Annotated in this window: 12 protein-coding genes; 6 read left to right on the top strand and 6 right to left on the bottom strand. The window is 73.5% G+C overall.

Going from position 1 to position 21292, the window contains the following annotated elements; translation table 11 throughout:
* The 4 genes from ACIQMU_RS21820 to ACIQMU_RS21805 form a co-directional block, all read right to left on the bottom strand.
* Window positions 1-3610, bottom strand: a 3610-nt coding sequence (locus tag ACIQMU_RS21820) for a beta-ketoacyl synthase N-terminal-like domain-containing protein (protein WP_402689493.1), incomplete at its 3' end; no start/stop codon positions are given.
* A gap of 292 nt (window positions 3611-3902) precedes the next feature.
* Window positions 3903-4172, bottom strand: coding sequence for an acyl carrier protein (locus ACIQMU_RS21815; RefSeq protein WP_352242735.1), 270 nt, complete (start codon window positions 4170-4172; stop codon window positions 3903-3905).
* 318 nt (window positions 4173-4490) lie between these two features.
* Complete coding sequence (locus ACIQMU_RS21810) at window positions 4491-6419, bottom strand: BTAD domain-containing putative transcriptional regulator (protein ID WP_402689492.1); 1929 nt, start codon at window positions 6417-6419, stop codon at window positions 4491-4493.
* Between the two features lie 175 nt (window positions 6420-6594).
* Window positions 6595-8145, bottom strand: coding sequence for an MFS transporter (locus tag ACIQMU_RS21805; protein ID WP_402689491.1), 1551 nt, complete (start codon window positions 8143-8145; stop codon window positions 6595-6597).
* Between the two features lie 261 nt (window positions 8146-8406).
* On the opposite strand from ACIQMU_RS21805, the gene ACIQMU_RS21800 reads away from it, so the two are divergent.
* Window positions 8407-9117, top strand: coding sequence for a TetR/AcrR family transcriptional regulator (locus ACIQMU_RS21800; protein WP_352242732.1), 711 nt, complete (start codon window positions 8407-8409; stop codon window positions 9115-9117).
* A 104-nt stretch (window positions 9118-9221) separates the two neighbouring features.
* On the opposite strand, the gene ACIQMU_RS21795 is transcribed toward ACIQMU_RS21800, so the two are convergent.
* A complete protein-coding gene (locus ACIQMU_RS21795; protein ID WP_402689490.1) occupies window positions 9222-14372 on the bottom strand; it encodes an SDR family NAD(P)-dependent oxidoreductase in 5151 nt (1716 codons plus the stop codon).
* 128 nt (window positions 14373-14500) lie between these two features.
* Window positions 14501-15811 (bottom strand): AMP-binding protein, encoded by a 1311-nt coding sequence (locus ACIQMU_RS21790; RefSeq protein WP_352243816.1) that lies wholly within the window; start codon window positions 15809-15811, stop codon window positions 14501-14503.
* A 270-nt stretch (window positions 15812-16081) separates the two neighbouring features.
* Here ACIQMU_RS21790 and ACIQMU_RS21785 point away from each other — a divergent pair, with 270 nt between their 5' ends.
* The 5 genes from ACIQMU_RS21785 to ACIQMU_RS21765 are packed head-to-tail and all read left to right on the top strand — an operon-like array spanning window position 16082 to window position 21279.
* Window positions 16082-17119, top strand: coding sequence for a ketoacyl-ACP synthase III family protein (locus ACIQMU_RS21785; protein ID WP_352243817.1), 1038 nt, complete (start codon window positions 16082-16084; stop codon window positions 17117-17119).
* Between the two features lie 12 nt (window positions 17120-17131).
* Entirely contained in the window at window positions 17132-18751 is a 1620-nt protein-coding gene (locus ACIQMU_RS21780; RefSeq protein ID WP_352243818.1) for an AMP-binding protein, read from the top strand.
* Window position 18752: 1 nt separating this feature from the next.
* Window positions 18753-19025 (top strand): phosphopantetheine-binding protein, encoded by a 273-nt coding sequence (locus ACIQMU_RS21775; protein WP_352243819.1) that lies wholly within the window; start codon window positions 18753-18755, stop codon window positions 19023-19025.
* Entirely contained in the window at window positions 19022-20506 is a 1485-nt protein-coding gene (locus tag ACIQMU_RS21770) for an amidohydrolase family protein (protein ID WP_402689489.1), read from the top strand. Before ACIQMU_RS21775 ends, ACIQMU_RS21770 begins: the two co-directional genes overlap by 4 nt.
* A complete protein-coding gene (locus ACIQMU_RS21765) occupies window positions 20503-21279 on the top strand; it encodes a 2,3-dihydro-2,3-dihydroxybenzoate dehydrogenase (protein WP_402689488.1) in 777 nt (258 codons plus the stop codon). The genes ACIQMU_RS21770 and ACIQMU_RS21765 overlap by 4 nt, the downstream gene beginning before the upstream one ends.
* Window positions 21280-21292: the final 13 nt, after the last annotated feature.

The following is a 21292-nucleotide window of genomic DNA, read 5'->3' as shown; positions in this document are numbered from 1 at the left end:
CGAGTTCGAGCATGTCGGCGGGGTAGCCGGTCTTGAGTGCGACGACGTCGAGGAGTGCGGTCTGCACGGTGGCGGCGTCGAGGCCGGCGGGTGCGGGCGCGGCCGGGGCGGGTGCTGCGGCGGGCGTGGGCGCCACCGGGGGCGCTACCCGCTCCGGCGCGGGCGCCGCCGGGGCCGCCGGCAGGGGCTGCGGCGCGGCGGCCGGCGCCGCGGTGAGCTGCGCGGGGGCCGACTGGCGGGGAGCGGGCAGGGGCGACGGTGCGCGCAGAGCCTGCGGAACCGCCGTACGGGTCGCCGGGGCCGGCGCTCCGCCGAACTCCAGACCCGCCAGGTCGCGCAGGATCTCGTTGGCCCGCAGATGGCTGCGGCCGATGTCCAGGCCGTGTTCCTTGACGGCGTTCACACCGGCCAGGACCTGACTGACCTGGCCCTGGGCGGCGGCGCGCTCCAGCAGCCCGGCCAACCGCTCCGCGCTCTGCAACTGGCCGTTGAGGTAGTCGTCGTGCAGGGCGAGGTGGTCGGCCACCAGACCGGTCAGGCGATCACTGTCCACGTGAGGTGTCTCCAAGGCGGTGGGTGCGGGAGCGGGAGCGGGCCGGGCCGGGGCCGCGACCGCCGCGGGGCGGAGGGCCGTGGCCGTCGCGGCGGGGGCCGGGGCGACGGCCGCCGCGACGGGCAGCGCCGCGGGACGGGAAGCCGGAGCCTGGGGCCGGGCCGACGGCGGCGTCGAGGGGTTCGCCGGTGCGGGGCCCGCCGACGGCAGGGCCGGTGAGGCGATCCGGTAGCCGTTGTCGATCGCCTCGCGGTACGCGGCCCGCCGCTCGGGCGAGACGTAGTTGATGCCGTTCAGCAGGATGGACATGCCCTTGGCGGGCTCCGCCACCGGCGGCTCGGCGACGTACCGGTCGCTCGTCTCCAACGGAAGGCCCAGAACCGCGAGTTGGGCGACCGCCTGCTTGAGCGAGACGTCCGCGTCCCGTCCCGGGCCGGCATCCAGCCCCACGGCCCAGTGCTCCCGGTCGCCGAGGATGCGGCGTACCAGCTGGGTGAGGATGTTCTTGGGTCCGAACTCCACGAAGACCCGGAACCCGGCGGCGTACATCTCCTCCACCCGGGCGGCGAAGTCCACCGGGTTGACGAGCTGCTCGGCCAGGACCCTGCGGTTGGCCGCGGCGTCCTCGCCGTAGCCCGCGCCGCGCGTGTTGGCGTAGACGGTCCCGTTCGGCGCGCCGATCTCGACCTGCTCGACGTCGGCGCGGAACGCGTCCAGCGCGTGGCTGACGAAGGGGGTGTGGAAGGCCGCCGAGACCGGCAGCCGGGAGGCCCGCAGGCCCGCCTCCTTCGCGGTGGCGACCAGCCGGTCCACCGCCTCGGTGGGTCCGCCGACGACGATCTGGTCGAGCGCGTTGCGGTTGCAGACGATCACGTCGCTCTGCCCGGCGAGCAGCTCGGCGACGCGCTCCTCCGGGGCGGAGACCGCGGCCATCGCCCCGGCGTCGAACCCGGGGTCCGACGGCGGGGCCATGGCCCTGCCCCGGGCCCGGGCGAGGGCGAAGAAGGCGTCGTCGTCGAGCGCGCCCGAGGCCCACAGCGCGGTCAGTTCACCGAAGCTGTGGCCGAGGAACCCCTCGGCGGTGAGGCCCAGCTCGCCCAGGTAGCGGAACTGGCCCGCCGACAGGGCGCCGATGGCCGGCTGCGCGTAGGCGGTCGCCTGCAGCGCGGCCTCCTGCGCGGCACGGACATCGGCCCCGAACAGCGGCGGCGGGAAGGCGATCCGGGACAGCGGGGTCTCACCGGGCACCGCGACGTTGGCCCGGTCGAAGGCGGCCCGCATCGGGGGCACCGCCAGGACGGCGGTCTTGCCGAGGTTCGTGTACTGGCTGCCCTGGCCGGCGAAGAGCGCGCCGACCTTGCCGGTGCGCGCGGCGCGGCGCCGGTAGTTCGGGCCCTTGGGGTGCGACCAGGCGTCGGCGTCGGGACGGGCCCGCAGCTCGCCGAGGGCCAGCTCGCGCAGGGCGGCCAGTTCGTCGTCGGTACGGGCGACGAGCGCGACGCGGGCGTGGTCCTCGGGGGCCGGCCCGCCGGTCGCGGGGGCACCCGCCGCGAGCAGTTCGGTGAGCGCGGCGGTGTCCGGCGCGTGCCACAGGTGGACCGCGGCCACGGGGAAGGACACCTTCAGGTCGTCGCCGTCGCCGTGCTCCTCCAGGACCATGTGGAAGTTGGTGCCGCCGAAGCCGAACGAGGAGATCGCGGCCCGGCGCTTGGGGCGCTCCGGGTCGCGGATCCACGGGCGGGCCTCGGTGTTGACGTAGAACGGCCCGGAGGTGAAGTCGATGGCGGGGTTGGGCTCGGACACGTTGATGCTGGGCGGCAGCACCTTGTGGTGCAGCGACAGCGCCAGCTTGATCAGACCGGCCGCCCCGGCGGCCGCCTTGGTGTGCCCGATCTGCGACTTGACGCTGCCCACGGCCGCGTACTGCCGGTTGTCGTTGTCCTCGGAGACGACCGCGGACAGCGCGCTCAGTTCGGTGGCGTCCCCGACGGCGGTGCCGGTGCCGTGCGCCTCGAACAGCTCGATGCTGGAGGGCTCGCAGTCGGCGTCCTCGTACGCGCGGCGCAGCGCGACGATCTGGCCCTCCTTGCGGGGCGCGTAGATGGACTTGAACCGGCCGTCGCTGGAGGTGCCCATGCCCCGCAGGACCGCGTAGATCCGGTTGCCGTCGCGCTCGGCGTCGGACAGCCGGCGCAGCGCGAGCATCCCGATGCCCTCGCCGATCAGGGTGCCGTCGGCGTCCTTGTCGAACGGGCGGATCTGCCCGGACTTGGACAGCGCGGGCGTCTTGCTGAAGCAGAGGTACATGAAGATGGTGTTCTCGGCGTCGCAGCCGCCCACCAGCATGGTGTCGGAGCGGCCTTCGAGCAGCTCGCTGACAGCGGTGCGGACCGCGCCGAGGGAGCTGGCACAGGCCGCGTCGACCGTCATGTTCATGCCGCCGAGGTCGAGCCGGTTGGCGACGCGGCCCGCCACCACGTTGCCGAGCATGCCGGGGAAGGAGTTCTCCTCCCACGGGGCGTACGCCAGGCGGAACTTGGCGACGATCTCCTCTGCGTCCCGGTCGGACAGGCCGCAGCTGCGGACGACCTCCTTGAGCACCGGGCTCTGGAGGCGGGCGGTCAGCGGCTGGGTCAGCTGGTTGGCTCCGGTGATGCCGAGGACGACACCGGTGCGGGACGCGTCGTACCAGGGCTGCTCGGCGCCGGCGTCCTTGAGCAGGTCGCGGGCGACCACCAGGCTGAGCAGCTGGAGGACGTCGGTCACCTCCAGCGTGTTCGGCGGGAGGCCGAACTCCAGCGGGTTGAAGGGCACGTCGGGGATGAAGCCACCGCGCTTGGAGTACGTCTTGTCCGGCACCGTGGGATCGGGGTCGTAGTGCTCGTCCACGTCCCAGTGGCCTGCGGGCACATCGTCGATGCAGTCGGCGGCCGAGACAACGTTCGCCCAGAAGTCCCGCACATTGCTGGACTTGGGGTAGAGCGCGGAGAGGCCGACGATGGCGATGGGGTCCCGGGCGAGCCGACGGTCGAGGTCGGATTCCTGCGAAGAGTTCACGGCAAGTCTCTCTGGATCTGGGCGAACAGGGACTTCGGGGCGCGGTGGCCCCGGCTCCCGGCGCGAAGGGCCGAGGGGGGAAGCCGGAAGGCGGGGCGGGGCGGCCCTCGGAAGACGGACGGACCGGCTGCTCTCGCATGGCGGGCAGCGGCCGTCGGCAGGGGCGGGCCGGTTCGTGCGTGCGCGGGGGCCGCTGTCGGTGGGGGCGGCCGTACCGGTCGGGCGGTACGGGCGTCGCGCCGTGCGGGGTCCTGCCCGAGATCAGGCGGGCGGCGCCCGGGCTGCCGGGCGGCTACGCCGCGGCGGTGTGCTTCTGGCTCTCTTCGGCGATGTGGGCGGCGAGGGCCTCGATGGTGGGGTGGTACCAGAGGGCCGTGGTGCCGAGCTCGAACCCGAGCCAGGTCTCCATCTCACCGGCGATGATCAGCGCCTGAGTGCTGTCGAGGTCGAGCTCGTCGAAGTACTGATCGGCCGGAACGTCGGCCGGTGCCACGCCGACCCGCTGGGCGATCTCCTCGATCAGCCACTTCTGGGCTTCCTCGGCCGATATGTTCTTCGCCATTTCCCATCCTCTCCAAGCAGTTTATTGCCCACGTCGGGGACCTCAGCGAATTCCCCGTGGGACGCCTCGCGAGTGGAGGCTTCGAAGGGCGACAGGTGGGGTCCGGAACGGTGCCACCCGGGATCGTCCTGCGATCCGTGACCCTAGGTGGGCACTCGTTCCGGAGCAACCGAACTCTGCTCGTATAAAGGCCGGGCAATGCGTTTTCCGGCGGAACTCCCGGCCGGTTGACGCGCAATTGAGTCGCTGAGCTGCGGTGATGGGCGGAGACGAGGAGTGGCGAACGCTGCTGTCAGGCTGCCGTAAGGCTGTCAGCGGTCATGTCAGGCTCCGTTTCCGGCGGTCCTCGGCATTGCCCCGAGGGGCGGCCGGCGAGGGCTCCCGGGGGCCCGGAAACGGGTAGAGGTTGCTCTGGTCCCGCATTCCCCGCCGGTGCTCGGCGACGAGTCCGGCGATCGAGGCTTCCGGTGTCGCGGCGAGCTGGGCGACACACCTGCGCAGGGCGAGCGGCAGGTGGCCGCAGGCCGCCGCCAGCTCCTCGGCGGCCCCCGGCTCGGCGGCCGTGCGTTCTGTTCCGAGGTGCGTCACGACGAGTTCGCGGGCCTCCTCCGCGGTGAGCGGGCCCAGGGCCAGGGAGAGGGCGCCCTCCCGGGTCGTCAGGTCGACGAGGGGGGAGCGGCTGGTGGCGATCACCGCGTTGCCCGGGGTGCCCGGGAGGAGGCAGCGGACCTGGCAGGCGTTCGCGATGTCGTCCAGCACCACGAGGAAGCGGCGGCCGGCCAGCAGGCTGCGGAAGAGGGCGGTCGCCTCCTCGGTGGTGCCGGGAATCCAGTCGTCGCGTACGCCGAGGGAGCGGATGAAACCGGACAGCACCGTGGCCGGGGTCACCGTCCGCTGCGCGGGCTCGACGCTGCCCTGGAGGTCGGCGTAGAGCTGCCCGTCGGGGAACGCGTCGAGCCGGTGGTGTGCCCAGTGCACGGCCAGCGCGCTCTTGCCGATGTCCGGGGGGCCGTGCAGGACCGCGATGCCGAGGGGGCCGTTCGTGTCCCGCCGTCGCTCCAGCAGGCCGTCCAGCGCGGCCAGGTGCGGCCGTCTGCCGGTGAAGGGCGCGAAGACCGGGGGGAGCTGGGCCGGTGACCCCAGGGCGGGGGAGCGGTCGAGCGGGGTCGCGGCCTGACGGGCGGGCAGGGCCGCGGCCCCGTGGTGGGCCGTGTCGAGCAGCCGGACTCCGGCGGGCCGGTCGGTCACGGGGGGAACGGCCCGCTCGACGGCCCCGCTCAGCCGGAGGACGGCTTCGTGCGCCCGGCGGATGTCGTCGCTCGGTTCGACACCGAGCTCTTCCTTGAGCCGGGTCCGCAGCTCCGCGAAGAGGTGGAGGGCGGCGGCCCGGCGTCCGGAGGCCGCGAGCGCCAGCATGATGCGGGCCTGGAGGGGCTCGTGCAGCGGTTCCTCGTACGAGGCGATCCTGAGGTGGTCCACGGCGAGGGCGGACCGGTTCAGCCGCAGGGCCAGGTCGGCCAGCTCGATGGCCACGTCGATGTGGCGCTGGGCGACGCGGACCACCGCGGGGTGGTGCCAGAGCTGCGGGAGGTCGTGCAGCAGCCGGCCCTGCCAGCAGCTCAGGGCCTGCCCGTAGAGGTCGAGCGCGGTGGCGGGGCCGTTCGCCGCGGTCCGGCGGGCCAGGGCCACGCGGTCCTCGAAGTGGCACAGGTCCAGCCGTACGCCCGTGCTGTTGAAGACGTAGCCACCGCGGACGGTGCGGATTCTCCGGTCGGCGGCGCCGTGCCCGGGGGGAGGGCCGAGGAGCCGGCGCAGCCGGGCCATGTGGGTGTGCACCAACTGCGGGTAGGAGGGCGGGGCCTCTCCGCTCCACAGGACGTCCGCTATCTCCTCGTGGCTGACCGTGCGGTCCGGCTGGACGGCGAGGAGGCCGAGCAGCACGCGCTGTTTGCGCGGCATCGACACCGTCCGGTCGCCGCTCAGGACGCAGAGGGGACCGAGCAGCCGGATCTCCTGGGCGCAGGCCGGGGAAGCGGGGGTGTCGCAGACGTCCGGTCCTTCGGCGTGGCGCCAGCCGACGACTTCGGCGATACGTGTCAACGTCTCCAGTCGAGGCGTTTTCACGTGGCCGTGTTCGATATGGCGTATGGTGCGCACGCTCACGGAAGCCCGGCGCGCCACCTCGTCCTGGGTCAGACCCGCCTTTGTGCGTGCGGTGCGTAGTTCGGAACCTCGTATAGTTCTCAACTATTTCCCCACCGTGAGCCGATTGGCGAAGTCGGAAGTGAACTCGCTGCTAAGTTTCCGCTTCCAACCACTCTATTGCGAATGGTTAACGGAAGCGATCATTCCGGAGAGAGAAGGGTGCGGAACGGATGGCCGTCCCGCACCCTTTCCCTGTTCCGGCGCCGGCGAATGCCGGTCAGGCGACGGGTTTCGGGCTTTCCATCACGGGCCGCGGGCCGGTGTCCTGCCCCGACTCCGCGGCGTCCGACGGGTCGGGTGACCTGCGCACGAGCGCCAGCACGAGGACGCCGGCCAGCACCGCCGCCACTCCGCTCACCAGGAAGGCCAGGTCGAGCCCGGCGGAGTATGCCTGTTCGATCGCCCGCTCTCCCGCTTCCCGCGCCCCGGAGGGCAGTTCGGCGATCAGGCGCTCCGACTGGCCGCCGGTCACCAGCTCCGCGGCCGAGTCCGTGTCGGAGAACTGGCCGCTGTCGGCCATGCTCCGCCCGATCGCGCCGGTCAGGATGGCCCCCACCACGGGGATGCCGATGGCGAAACCGAGCTGCCGGAAGGTGTTCGCCGCGCCGCCGGCCATGCCCGCCCGGTTCGCCGGGGCCGCGGCCAGCGCGGCCGAGGCGAGGATCGGGGACGCGATGCCGACGCCGACACCGGTCAGCAGCATGCCGGGGAGCAGAGCCGTCCAGCCGGAGGTGGCCGTCAGCCTCATCTCCAGCAGGGTGCCGAGGCCGATCAGCAGCAGACCCGCGCCGATCGGCCACTGCGGGGGCGCCGACGAGAGGAACCGTCCCGCCAGCCCGGCGGCCACGAAGGACATGGCGCTCAGCGGCATCAGGATCAGACCCGCCTCCACCGGGCTGAGGTCCAGCACCGACTGGGCCCAGACGGAGACGAACACGAGGTTGGCGAAGGCGGCGGCGCTGAAGACCACCGCACCCGCCATGAGCCCGCCGAACGAGGGCGACCGCAGCAGCTTCAGGTCCAGCATCGGGTCCGGCCTGCCGCTCTCGGCCAGGAAGAAGACGACCAGCGCGACCGCGCTCCCGGCGAAGAGGGCCAGGGTGGTGGTCGAGGTCCAGCCGTCCTCGCCCGCGTGGATCAGGGCGAAGATCAGCAGCGTCGCGGCGGCGGTGAAGCAGACCGTGCCCGGTACGTCGATCCGGCGTCCGGCTCCGGACGGGGAGCCCTTGAGATGCCGGTGGCCGATGACCAGCGCGAGGGCCGCGACCGGCAGATTGACGAAGAAGATCCAGCGCCAGTTGACGTGCTCGGTGAGCAGGCCGCCGAGGATCGGCCCGGCGGCGGCCGCCGCGCCGTTGACGGCGCCCCAGAGGCCGAACGCGATCCCGCGGTCCCTGCCCTGGTAATTGGCCGCCAGCAACGCGGTGTTGGTGGCGAACATCGCGGCGGCGCCCAGGCCCTGCACGCCCCGGGCGACGATCAGCGTGGCGCTGCTGTCGGCCAGACCGCAGGCGAGCGAGGCGGCGGCGAAGACGGCCAGGCCGATCAGGTAGACGCGGCGGGAGCCGACGTGGTCGGAGAGGGAGCCGATCGCCATCAACAGGGCGGCGAGAACGAGGACGTAGATGTCGACCACCCATTGCAGGGCGGTGAACGACGCGCCGAGCGAGTCCGTCATCCGGGGGAGGGCGACGCTGACGATCGTCACATCGATCAACAGCATGAACGTGCCCAGGCAGACCGCCAGCAGCGGCATCCATTTGCGCATGGCGCGGTGCCTCTCGAGAAAGGGAGGAGCAAGTGGGGAGGGGGGTCGGGCCGACGGGCCGTGCGGGGCGTCGGCCCGGCAGCGCGGAGGGCGCTTCCCGGTCCGCGCCGGACAGGGCGACGCCGTCGGCACCGACGGTTCGAGCCGGTGTTAGACAGTGGCTAATAGGTTAGGCTGACTCTATGCCCTGCGGGTCGCCGGGCGTCAAGGGACTCCAGTTCCGGACTCCCCGGTAGCCCACCCAACCGCTAGGTTTCAGCCATGCCCGAATCAGCCCCGCGTGCGACCGAATCCACTCCGCGTCGCCGTTCACGCGCTTCGGCGGGCCTCCCGCCGATCACCGCGGACAAGATCGTCGACGCGGCCGTCGACCTGACGGCGGAGCACGGCCTCGACGGCTGGTCGATCCGCCAGATCGCGACCAGGCTCGACGTCTGGCCCGGCGTGGTGGCCCACCACGTGGGGGACCGGGAAGCGGTCGTGATGGCGGTGACGGACCGGATCGTCGGCCGGATTCCCGTGCCCGGCGCGGACGTCGGCTGGCGGGACTGGTTCCGTCAGCTGATGTTCGAGGGCCGGGACGTCCTGAAGCGCTACCCGGGGGTCGCGCGCCGTCTGGTGGTGGTGGGCCCGAACGTGCCGTCCGCGCTGGCGACGATCGACGCCGGCATCAAGGTTCTCCAGGTCGCGGGCTTCGGCGGCCAGGCCACCGAGATCTACCGGTACCTCCTCAACAGCGCCTTCATGCTGGTGGCGGTGGAGGACGACCGGGGGAGCTTCTTCCCGAGCGCGCGGGCGGACATGGGCCGCACGATGGCCGCGTTCGCACAGGACCCGGACCGGCCGGGGCTGGCGGCGGCAGGCGCGCAGGCGCTGGCCAGAAGCCAGGACGCGGCCGAGCAGGACCTCGCGTTCTTCCGCCTGACGGTGGAGCGTTCGCTGGACGGCGCGGAAGCGCTCCTCAAGCAGTGACGTCCCGCCGCGGCCCGGGCCGTTGAGAGTCCGCGCCGCGGACGCCGGGAGGCCGCGCCCCGGACATCCCGTCCGGGGCGCGGCCTCCCGGCCGTGGGCGGGCCTCAGTTCCGCCGGGCCCCGGCGGTCGACTCGTCCGGTGCCCGGGTCGTCAGCACGCCGGCCAGGAAGCCCGCGATCTCGCTCACCGTGGGGTAGTTCCACAGCAGCGTGGCCGGCAGGGCGACCCCCAGGTCACGCTCCAGGGCCACCCGTACCGCCGCCGCCAGCAGCGAGTCGACGCCCGCCTCCGTCAGCGGCCGGTGCACCCCCACCGCGTCCGGCCGCAGACCGAGGACCGCGGCCACCCGGCGGCGTACGTCGTCCAGCAGATACGCCGCCAGCTCGTCGCCCGACAGAGCCACCCAGTCCGGCACCTCGGCCGGCCGGGCCGCGTCGTCCTGGGCCAGCTCCGCCAACAGCGCGGGGCGGGGCCCCCGGTGGTCGCGGAGCAGCCCGAGCACCGTGACCAGCGGTCCCGGCGCCCCCGCCGCGATCTGGTCGAAGGCGCGCAGCGCCCGGTCCGGGGCGATGTCGGCCGCGCCCCGGGCGGCGAGTTCGACATCCGTCGCCTCCGCCGCCGTGGCCATGCCCATTCCGCGCCAGCTGGTCCACGCGATCGACACCGACTCCCGGGCGCCGTCGGACCGCCGGTGCGCGGCGAGCGCGTCCAGACAGGCGTTGGCGGCGGCGTACGCTCCCTGGCCCGGCAGTCCCAGGAGCGGACCGGCCGAGGAGAAGAGGACGAAGAAGTCGGTGGCGCCGGGCGGGAAGAGCTCGTGGAGCACCCGGGCCCCCTCCACCTTGGGCCGCATGACCTCCCGCAGCGCGTCGGCCTCCAGGCGGTGCAGCAGCGCGCTGTGGACGGTGCCCGCCGCGTGCACCACTCCGCGCACCGGCGGCAGTTCGAGCCGCTCCAGCGCCCGCCGGGTCGCCTCCCGGTCGGTGATGTCCACGGCGAGCGTGACCACAGTGACGCCCGCCGCCTCCAGCCGCCGTACCGCGGTGACCCGGCGGTCCTCGTCGGACCAGTGGGAACGCGGTGGCAGCGGGGTACGGCCCAGCAGCACGATCCGGCGTGCGCCCCGCTGGGCGAGGTGCTCGGCCAGTTCGAGGCCCAGTACGCCGAGGCCGCCCGTGATCAGGTAGGTTCCGTCGGCCCGGCAGGCGAACGGCTCGTCGTCCGGCGCCGGGGCCGAGGGCACCAGGCGGGGCGCCTGGACCGTGCCGCCGGCCACGGACAGCACCGGCTCCTGGGGGCGCAGGGGGAGCAGGTCCAGCAGCAGGGTGGCGGACTCCTCGCCGAGCGGGCCCGCGGGCACGTCCACCACGCCACCCCAGAACTCGGGGTGCTCACTCGCCGCGACCCGGCCCATGCCCCACAGCGGTGAGCCGCCGAGATGGTCCGCGGACGCCGCCTCGCGCACCCCGGAGGTCAGGCACCACAGGCGCGGCTTGCGGCCGGGCAGGGCCGCGACCTCGGCGACGAGCCGTGTGAACGCGACCGCCGTGGCGGTCGGGTCGGTGTCCGAGGGCGCGTAGAGCACATGATCGGCGTCCGGGAGCGCGGTCGCGTCCACGCTCACGGTGGCGCCCTGCCCCGCACAGGCGGACACCAGGGAGCGGGCGAGCTGTTCCGGGCCCAGCACGAGCACGGTCCGGCCGGGCAGCGCGGTACGCGGTCCGGCGTTCACCGGGAAGGGCTGCCACTCCAGGTCGAAGCGGCCGCTGGTGCTCCGCTCCTCCCCGGAGAGGCTGCCGTCCAGTTCGCCGTAGCGCAGTCCGCGCAGCGAGAGCACCGAATCGGCGCCGCTCCGGCCCTCCGCGAGGCCGCGGATGTCCACGTGCACGGTGGTGGGGCGTTCGGCGTCGAGCGTCACGGTGATGGCCGCCCGGCGGGGCGGCGGACCGGACCTGCTCACCCGGTCGATGTGGGCGGGCATGCGCAGCACCCCCGGGCCGGTGAAGACGACCGAGGCCATCGAGAGGGCGGCGTCCAGCACGGCCGCCCAGCTGCGGTCGAGTTCCGCGGTGGCCACGGCGGTCAGCACGCCCTCGCCGCGACGCAGTTCCTCGATCCGCCACGGGTAGCCCATGTCGGCCACGCCGAGCTCGGCCAGCCTCTCGATCACATGGTCCGGGTCCACCCGCTCCGGCGCGCTCACGTCGCCGATCGGCTCGACGGCCGGCTCCCCGCCGGCCTCCGCCAGGGTGTGCGTGGACCAGGCGGTGTCCGGTGCCCCGAGCTTGCGGGAGACGAGCCGCAGCCCGGAGTCGTCCAGGACGACCTGTATCTCCCGGGTCTCCTCCTGCGGCACCACGACCGGCTGGCGCAGCCGCAGGTCGCTCAGCACGTCCGTGCGGGCCGCGGTGAGGAAGGTGTTCACCAGTACGGCGGCCGGGATGATCTCGGTGCCCTGGACCGGGTGGCGGCGCGGGTAGGGGCGGGTCTTCAGGTCGAGCGTCGTACGCCAGACCCGCAGCCGGGAGGCGTGCACCGCCGTCGGAGTCCCGAGCAGGGTGTCGACGGGCGACTCGGCCGGCTCCCGGGCGTCGACCCAGTGCCGCTCGTGCTGCCAGGCGTTGGTGGGGAGCTCGGCGCGCCGGCCCCCGGGCTGGAGTACCGCCCAGTCCACCGGCACGCCGGCGCAGTGCAGCCGGGCCAGCGCGGTGAGCAGCGTGGCGCGCTCGGGCTTGTTCCGGCGGAGGGTCGGGACGACGAGGGCGCCGGGGACGCCGGCCGTGGCCTCGGTGATCGAGTGGCTGACGACGGGGTGCGCGGAGATCTCCAGGAAGGTCCGGTGCCCGTCCTCGACGGCGGCCCCGACCGCGTCGGCGAAGCGCACCGGGTTGCGCAGGTTCGCCGCCCAGTAGGAGGCGTCCTGCCGGCGTCCGGAGCGCGGGTCCTCGACGGCGGTGAGATAGAGCGGCACGCGGGCGGCGCCCGGCTCCAGGTCCGCGACGGCCAGGGCCAGTTCGGCGCTGATCTCCGTCATGTGCGCGCTGTGGAAGGCGACGTCGGAATCCACCCGCCGGACGGTCCAGCCGAGGCCCGTCCACCGCTCGGCGGCCGCGTCGACGGCGGGGATGTCACCGGCGACCACGGTCGAGGAGGGAGCGGCCGCGATGGCGGCGCACAGGGCGTCGGTGTCGCCGATGTCGGTGGCGACCTCGTCGAACGGCCGGTCCACCATGACCATGGCGCCCATCCCGGCGACCTTGCGCAGCAGCGCCGACCGGCGGCAGACGAGCCGGGCCCCCTCCGTCTCGGTCAGCACCCCGGCCGCCACGGCGGCGGCGATCTCCCCCACGGAGTGGCCGATGATCGCGCCGGGGACCACGCCGTAGTGCCGCCAGACCTCGGCCAGGCCGATCTGCACGGCGAAGAGCATCGACTGGATGACGTCGACCGAGCCGAGGTCGCCGTCGGTGAGCACCTCGCGCGGGGTGAGCCCGAGCTCCTCGGCGTAGACCGGACCGATCCGGTCGATGGCGGCGGCGAACACCGGCTCGTCCCGCAGGAGTTCGCGTCCCATGCCGGACCACTGCGCGCCGTGTCCGGAGAACACCCAGACCGGGGTGCGCGCCGGGCCGGAGGCGTCGCCGGTGACCAGGGCGGGGTGGGCCTCGCCGGCGGCCAGCGCCGCCAGGGCGGCGGTGAGTTCGTCCCGGTCGCCGGTGACGACGGCCGCGCGGTCGGCGAGGTGGGCGCGGCGGTGGGCGAGGGTGTGGCCGACGTCCTGGAGCGGGTGCGCGCCGACGGCCCCGGACAGCCGGGCGGCCTGTGCGGCGAGGCCGGCGCCGTGGGCGGAGGAGACGGGGTGGAGGGTGAGGGACGCGGCGTCGTCCGGCAGGCGGGCCGCGCGGGTGGGCCGCCCGGCCCCGGGGCCGGTTCCGGGGTCCTCGGCCGGGGCCTGCTCCAGCACGGCGTGGGCGATCGTCCCGCCGTAGCCGTAACTGGCCACGCCGGCCAGCCGGGGGCGCCCGGTCACGGGCCAGGGCGTCGCCGCGGCCACCAGGTGCAGGCCGGACGACGCCCACGGGATGTCCTGGCGGGGTCCGGCGACGGACAGGGTCGCCGGGATGACGCCGTGCTGCATGGCGAGAGCGGTCTTGATCAGCCCGGCCACCCCGGCGGCGGACTCGCAGTGGCCGATGTTGGTCTTCACGGACCCGATCAGGCAGGGGCCCCGGCCGGCCGCCCGGTCGCCCACGACCTCGGCCAGTGCGGCGGCCTCGATCGGATCGCCGACCTTGGTGCCGGTGCCGTGCGCCTCGACGTAGTCGACCTCGCCGGGCGCGAGGCCGGCCGCCGCGTACGCCTTGCGCAGCACATGCGCCTGCGCGCTGGCGCGGGGCGCCATGATGCCCTCGGTGCGGCCGTCCTGGTGGACCGCGCTGCCGCGGACGAGCGCGATGACGCGGTCGCCGTCCCGCCGGGCGTCGTCGAGGCGTTTGAGTACGAGGACGCCGCAGCCCTCGCCGCGGCCGTAGCCGTCGGCGGCCTCGTCGAACGCCTTGGACCGGCCGTCCGGGGAGATGGCCCCGGCGATGTCGAGGACCGTGGTCAGGCCCGGTCCGGCCATCAGCATGATCCCGCCCGCCAAAGCCACGGGCACCTCGCCGCCGCGCAGGGCGGCGCACGCCTGGTGCAGGGCGACCAGGGAGGAGGAGCAGGCGGTGTCCACGGCGAGGCTCGGGCCGCGCAGGTCGAGGCTGTAGGAGATCCGGTTGGGCACGCCGCACAGCGAGGAGCCGATCCCGGTCCACGCCTCGACGCCGGGCAGGTCCTCCAGGAGCCTGCGGCCGTAGTCGTCGGTGCCCACGCCGATGAAGACGCCGGTGTCGGTACCGGCGAGGCTCGTCGGGGGGATGCCGGCGTGCTCCAGGGACTCCCAGGCCACTTCCAGCGCCATCCGCTGCTGCGGGTCGAGCTGGCGGGCCTCGGTGGCGGACATGCCGAAGAAGGCGGCGTCGAAGCCGCTGATGTCCTGGAGGAAGGCGCCGTTGGAGATGACGCGCGACAGCACGGCCGCGTTCTCGCGCGACCGTGCGCGCTGCGGGGCCCAGCGGTCCTCGGGCACCGGCCCGGACGCGTCGACCTCGTTCATCAACAGCGTCCAGAAGTCCTGCGGGGAGTTGATGCCGCCGGGGAAGCGGCAGCCGATGCCGACGACGGCGATCGGCTCGTCGGGGGACGGCGGCAGAGAGGTCATTTCACTCACCATGGGTCACCGCTCACGGGTCGGGGCGTCGTCGTCCGCTCCGGACGACGGGGGGCGAGGGCAGTCCGGCCGGAGGCCGGTGGGGCGGGCGCGGACCGGGGCCGGGCACGGCTCGGGGATCATGCGTACATGACCGCCTTGTCCCAGTCCTCGCCCTCGCCGAAGAGGTAGCGGGCCTTGAGGATGTCCCGCTGGGCGGTGAGCGCCGAGGTGGGGACGAGCGTGCCGAGCGGCAGTCCGGTGATGTCGTGCGGCACGCCCAGCTCCCGGTCGATCAGCCGGGTCAGCTCCTTGACGGCCCGCTCGCGCACGGCGTCCGGGGCCTCGAACTCGACGCGCAGCAGGTCCGGTTCGGCCCTGGCCCGCCAGAACATCACGTCGTACTCGTAGGGCAGGCTGAACACCAGCTCCTCCAGGCGCTGCTGGGTGACGGTGCCGGAGCCCACGGGGTACCCCGCGCCGGACCGGCCCAGCACCCGGACCGTGGGCAGGACCCAGTCGCAGGCGCAGCCGTCGGCGGCGACCTCGACGTCGTCGGCGAGGTTGTAGCGCAGCAGGGGCATGGCCTCCCGGTGGAGCGGGGTCACCACCAGCTGGCCGCGCCCGGTGGCGGAGAGCTTCCCGGTCCGCGGGTCCCACACCTCGAAGACCGCGCGGTCCGCCCACAGGTGCAGGGAGCCCTGGGGGCACTGGCCGGCGATGGTGCCCGTCTCGGTGGAGCCGTACTCCTCGACGACCGGGATGCCGCCCCAGATCTCGCTGAGCCGCCGCCGCCGCACCTCGGTGAGCGGTTCGGCGGCGGTGAACATCGCCCGCAGGGCGGGGAAGTCCTGGTCGGGCCGGAGCCCGGCGGCCTTCGCGGTGGCCGCGAGCATCATGATCTCGGTGGGATTGCACCAGGTGAGGGAGACGTCCAGGGCGCGCATCACCCGCACCATCCGGGGCAGCGGCGTGGCCAGTGAACGGGCGTCGCCCGGCACGATGGTGGCCCCGCGCAGCCGTCCGGCGGCCTGGGCCAGATGGGCGGTGATGACCAGGCCGTAGGGGGTGCGGACGAGGAAGGTGTCGGAGGGGTTGATGCCGACCCACTTGCGGGCGTAGCGCTCGGCCAGGTCCTGCCAGTCCTCGTCGGTGTAGTAAGAGGCGGTCGGTTCGCCGGAGGTGCCGCTGGACTCGTGGTAGGTGGCGAGCCGTTCGCGGTCGACGGCGAGCATCCCGAACGGGTACTGGTCCCGCAGGTCCTGCTTGGTGGTCAGCTCGATCCCGGCGAAGTCCGCCGCTCCGGCCGGCGCCGCCCGGCCCGCGTAACGGGCCGCGTAGAAGGGCGAACGCATCGCCTGGGCGAGCACCCTGGGCAGCTCGGCCGCCTGGAGTCGCGCGAGTTCGGCGGGGTTGGACCAGTCGCCCGGTTCCGGACGCGGCAACGACATCGGATCTCCCTCGTCTGTGCCCAGGGCCGCGGGCTGCGGCGCGCGGCGGTTACGCGCACAGCACAGCACCGGGGGCCGGAGCGCGCCCGAGTAGTCGCTACTCAAGTCGCGCTTGAGCGGGCGGCCGGCGCGAGGCGTCGGCGCTGCCCAGCACAGCTTTTCTTAGACGCTGTCTAAGAGGGGGTGTTGAGTACCGCCTACTCATGAGGGTCCGAGGCCGGAGCTGTTGTGCTTGCGGCCAAGGCCACCCACCACGAAGGAGTCGGCGCGATGAGGACCGAGAACCTGTATCTCGCCGGGATCGGCAGTCACCTGCCACCCCTGTACCCGGCCGAGCGCGCGGTAGCGGAGGGGCTGTACGAGGAGGCGGCGCGGGAGTCCTCCGGCATGCGTTCCGCGGCTGTCAGCGAGTCGACGCCCGCCCCCGACATGGCCATCGAGGCCGCCCGCACCGCCCTGGCCGGATCCGGTCACACGCCGGACGACTTCGGCATCCTGCTGCACAGCTACACCTACCACCAGGGCCCCGACGGCTGGTCGGCCGGGCACTACGTCCTGAACAACACCCTCGACCGCCCGATCCCCGCCGTGGAGATCAAGCAGGGCTGCCTCGGCATGCTCGCCTCGGTGGAGGCGGCGGCCAACCGGCTCATCGCCAACCCCACGCACGAGGCGGCGCTCATCACGACGGGCGACAACTACTCCACGCCGGGCGTCCAGCGCTGGCAGGCTTCCGGGCTGTTCGTGCTGGCCGACGCCGGGTCGGCCGTGGTCCTCTCCCGCCGCTCCGGATTCGCCCGGCTCCTCGCGGTCGGTTCGCTCTCCGACTCCTCGATGGAGATCCTGCACCGCGCGGGCGAGGAGCTCTTCCCGCCGGGCGTCACGCGGGGCAGGGGCCTGAACTTCTCCGAGCGGGCCGAGAAGGTCCGGGAGCAGTGGGCCGCCGGCCAGGCCCCGCCGATCAAGAACTTCGGCGACCGGGTCGCCGAGATCGCCGAACGCACCCTGAAGGAAGCCGGCCTCACCCTCGACCAGATCAGCCGCGTCTGCCACGTCGGCTTCGCACGGCCCGCCCTGGAGGCCATGTTCCTGCTGCCGCTGGACGTCCCCGACGAGAAGAACGTCTGGGACTACGTCAGCACCATCGGGCACACCGGAGCCGCCGACCTGTTCCTCGGCCTCGAACACCTCTGGCGCGGCGGCGAGGTCGGCCCCGGCGACAACGTCCTGCTGATCGGCGCCAGCACCGGCATGGAGGCCGGCGCCGCCGTCGTGACCATCACCGAGTCCGCGCCCGAATCGGAGTGAGGGGAGACCACCATGCTCGCCGGATGCACACCCTGGCCGCCCGACGTGGCGCAGAGCTACCGCGAACAGGGCCTCTGGCGCGGTGAGACGCTCGGCACGGTGCTGCGCGACGCCGCCCGAAGGCACGGCTCCGACACCGCGCTGGTCCACGGCGACCGGCGCATCACCTACACCGAACTCGACCGCTGGGCCGACCGGCTCGCCGCGGGCTTCCTGGAGCACGGCGTCCGGGCGGACGACCGGGTCGTGGTCCAGCTCCCCAACGTGCCGGAGTTCGTGGCGATCTCCTTCGCGCTGATGCGGATCGGCGCCAAGCTCGTCTTCTCCCTGCCCGCGCACCGCGAGACCGAGATCAGCCACCTCGTGGAGCTGAGCGGCGCCACCGCCTACGTCCTGCCCGAGGACCACCGCGGCTTCGACCACCGGGAGATGGCCCGCAAGGTCCGGGGCGCCAGTGACACCCTCCGCTCGCTCTTCGTACTCGGAGCGAAGGAGGAGGGGTTCGTCACCGTGTCCGAGCTGGAGGCCGCCACCCCCGACCCGCGTCCGCTGCCCGAGCCCGACCCGTCCGACGTGGCGTTCTTCCTGCTCTCCGGTGGTACGACGGCCCTGCCCAAGCTGATCCCCCGCACCCACGACGACTACGTCTACCAGGCCGGGCGGGCCGCCGAGGTGTGCGAGCTGACGGCCGCCGACACCTACCTCGCCGTGCTCCCCGTCGCGTTCAACTTCGCCTACGGCTGCCCCGGCGTGATCGGCACGCTGATGACCGGGGGCACCGCCGTGCTCGCCGACACCCCCAACCCGCTGGACTGCTTCCCCCTGATCGAGCGGCACCGTGTCACCACGACCGCGATGGTGCCCTCCATCGTGCAGCTGTGGCTGGAGGCCGCCGAGTGGAGCGAGGACGACCTCGGCAGCCTGCGGCTGGTGCAGGTCGGCGGAGCGCGGATGCTGCGCGAGTTCACGGCCCGTATCGCCCCCGCCCTGGGCTGCTCGCTCCAGCAGGTGTTCGGCATGGCCGAAGGACTGCTGACCTTCAGCCGGCCCGACGACCCGGCCGAGTCGGTGCTGACCACGCAGGGCAAGCCGATCTCGGACGCCGACGAGCTCCGCATCGTCGACGAGAACGGCGCCGCGCTCCCCGCCGGATCGGTGGGCGAGCTCATCACCCGGGGTCCGTACACCCTGCGCGGCTACTACGGCGTACCCGAGTACAACCGGCGTGCCTTCACCGACGACGGCTTCTACCGGACCGGTGACCTGGCCCGCCTCACCGAGGACGGCGACCTGGTCATCGAGGGCCGCATCAAGGAAATGATCATCCGGGGCGGCGACAAGGTCTCCGCCGGCGAGGTGGAGGACCACCTCCTGGCACTCGACGGAATCGCGTCGGCCGCGGTGATCGGAGTCCCCGACCCGTTCCTCGGCGAGCGGATCTGCGCCTGCCTCGTCGCGGACGGGCCGCGGCGGCCGCTGGCCGACCTCAAGCGGGCCGTGCACGCGCGCGGTGTCGCGGACTACAAACTGCCCGACGCCGTGCACTACGTGCCCGAGCTGCCCCTCACCCCTCTCGGCAAGGTCGACAAGAAGGCGCTGGCGGCATTCGCGGCGTCCGAGCAGGAAGGCTGACGTGGACAAGTCCCCGAACCCGACGGAGCAGGACCTGCGCGAGACCCTCGCGCCGCTGCTGGGCATCGACCCGGCGGACATCGAGCCCGACGCCAACCTCGTCGTGCTCGGCCTGAGTTCGCTGGAGATCATGCGGCTCATCAGCCGCTGGCGCAAGAGCGGCGTCCCCGCCCAGTTCGACGCCCTGGTCGCCGCCCCGACCCTGAACGGCTGGCTCGCCCACTTCGCCGGCGTGAGCGACGCTCCGGCGGCCGGCTCGGGAGCGGAGCGGTGAGCGCCGAACTGATCACGGGCGGCACCGTCTACACGGCGGACGCCCGGGAGAGCGTCCACGCCGGCGGCGCCGTCCTGCTGGTGGACGGAACGATCGCGGCCGTCGGCCCCGCCGCCGACGTCGAGCGGGCCGTCGCCGCCCTCACCCCGCAGCAGCGAACGGGCCTGCGCCGCCGCGACGCCCGCGGCATGATGGTGCTGCCCGGCTTCGTCAACGCGCACTGGCACGAGATGTTCGCCATGCGCCTCCCGATGCGCGGCGCCCTGCGCCCGGCCTCAGACCGCGAGGACCAGGTCGCGTTCATGGGCGGCGGCGGCGACATGCACCAGATCTCCGCCACCTTCGACCGCTTCGACGGCCTCATCGACGCGATGACCCCCGACGAGGCGCAGGCCATCGCCGAATACTCGATGTGGACCCAGCTGCGCGGCGGCGTCACCACCCTCGGCGACATGGGATCGCTCAACCGCCCGCACTCCATGGTCGCCGCCGCACAGCGCCTGGGCATCCGCTTCTCCGCGAGCACCTGGGCCTCCGACGCCGTCTGCCCGCCCGATCAGAGCCGCTTCGTCCGCACCCGGGACGCCGACGGGGTCCTCGCGCGGGTCGAGGAGCTGCTGGAGCTGACGGGCCGGGACACCTCCGGCCGCGTCCGGGTCCGCCCCAGCATCGCCTACGTCACCAACATGACCGACGAACTGGCCCGCGGCATGGCCGACCTCGTCGCCCGGCACGACCTGGGCTTCGCCACCCACGTGGGCGCGCTGCGCAACGAGGTCGCGCTGATGCGCACCTACTACGGGCAGACCGGGGTCCGCAGGCTGGCCGAATTCGGACTGGTCGACGAACGGCTGATGGCCGGCCACTGCGCCTTCCTCGACGAGGACGAGCAGAAGCTCATGGTCGCGGGCCGCGCCCACATCAGCCACTCGCCCGGGAAGTACGGCCCCTCCGGCGAGTCCTCGCTCACCGAGACGGGCGTCGTGCCCGCACTGCGCCGGCAGGGCCTGGACGTGTCGCTGTCCACGGACGGCTCCTCCATGCCGAGCGCCGGGATCGCGGAGACGATGCGCGCCGCCTGGCAGATGTACAACGAGATGAGCGCCGACCAGACCGAGGTGCTGCCCACCGACGCGCTGGCTATGGGCACCAGGATCGCGGCCAAGGGGCTGCGCTGGGACGACGCCGTGGGCAGCCTGGAGGCCGGAAAGCAGGCCGACCTGGTTTTCGTACGGACGGACGACTGGCGCTATCTGCTCAACCCCCGCCCGCTGGAGGGCTTCCTGTGGCTGGCCGGTTCGGCCGACGTGGACACCGTCATCGTGGGCGGCCGGACCCTGCTGTCCGGGGGGCGGGGCGTCGAGGTCGACGAGAGCGGGCTCCAGGAGCGCTACCTGGACGCCCTCGCCTCGTTCTCCACCCGCGCGCTGGGCATCCCCGGCGAGGTCGTCGGACGGGTCGTCGGGGGGTGGACCCGATGAGCGATCCGCTGTCCGGCGTGGCGCTGGTCACCGGGGCCGCCGGCGGCATCGGGGCCGAGGTCGTACGCGCCCTGACGGCCGCCGGGCTCCCGGTCGGACTCGTCGACCGCGACGTACCGGCGCTGTGGGAGCTGGCCGCCGAGCTGAGCGCGACCGGGGCCCGGGTGCTCGCGGTCCCCGCGGACGTGACCGTCAGCAAGGACGTCGACACCGCCGTCGCCAAGGTGGAGGCCGAACTCGGCCCGATCGAGAACCTGGTCAACGCCGCCGGAGTGCTCCGCAGCGGACCGGCGGCCGAACTGAGCGACGCGGACTGGGACGCCACCTTCGCGGTCAACGCGGGCGGCGTCTTCCACACCAGCCGGGCGGTGGCCGGAGTCATGGTCCCCCGGCGGCGCGGTGCGATCGTGACGATCGCCTCCAACGCGGCGGCCACGCCCCGGATGTCCATGGCCGCCTACGCGGCCTCCAAGGCGGCCTCGGCCATGTTCACCAAGTGCCTGGGCCTGGAGCTCGCCCCCCACAACATCCGCTGCAACGTCGTCGCGCCCGGCTCCACCCGTACCCCGATGCTCACCGCCCTCCAGGGCGACGCCGCCGAGCGGGCCTCCGTGGACGGGGTGGCAGCCGCCTACCGGCTCGGCATCCCGCTGGGCCGCATCGCCGAGCCCGGCCACATCGCCGACGCCGTGCTGTTCCTGCTCTCCAAGCGGGCCGCGCACATCACCATGCACGACCTGACCGTAGACGGCGGCGCCACGCTCGGCGTCTGACCGCTCCCGCGAG

Origin of the sequence: Streptomyces sp. NPDC091649 (genome assembly GCF_044756785.1) — a bacterium.
Taxonomy (GTDB): Bacteria; Actinomycetota; Actinomycetes; order Streptomycetales; family Streptomycetaceae; genus Streptomyces.
Note: the sequence above shows the minus strand (reverse complement) of the source record. Positions and strands in the feature narration are given on the sequence as shown.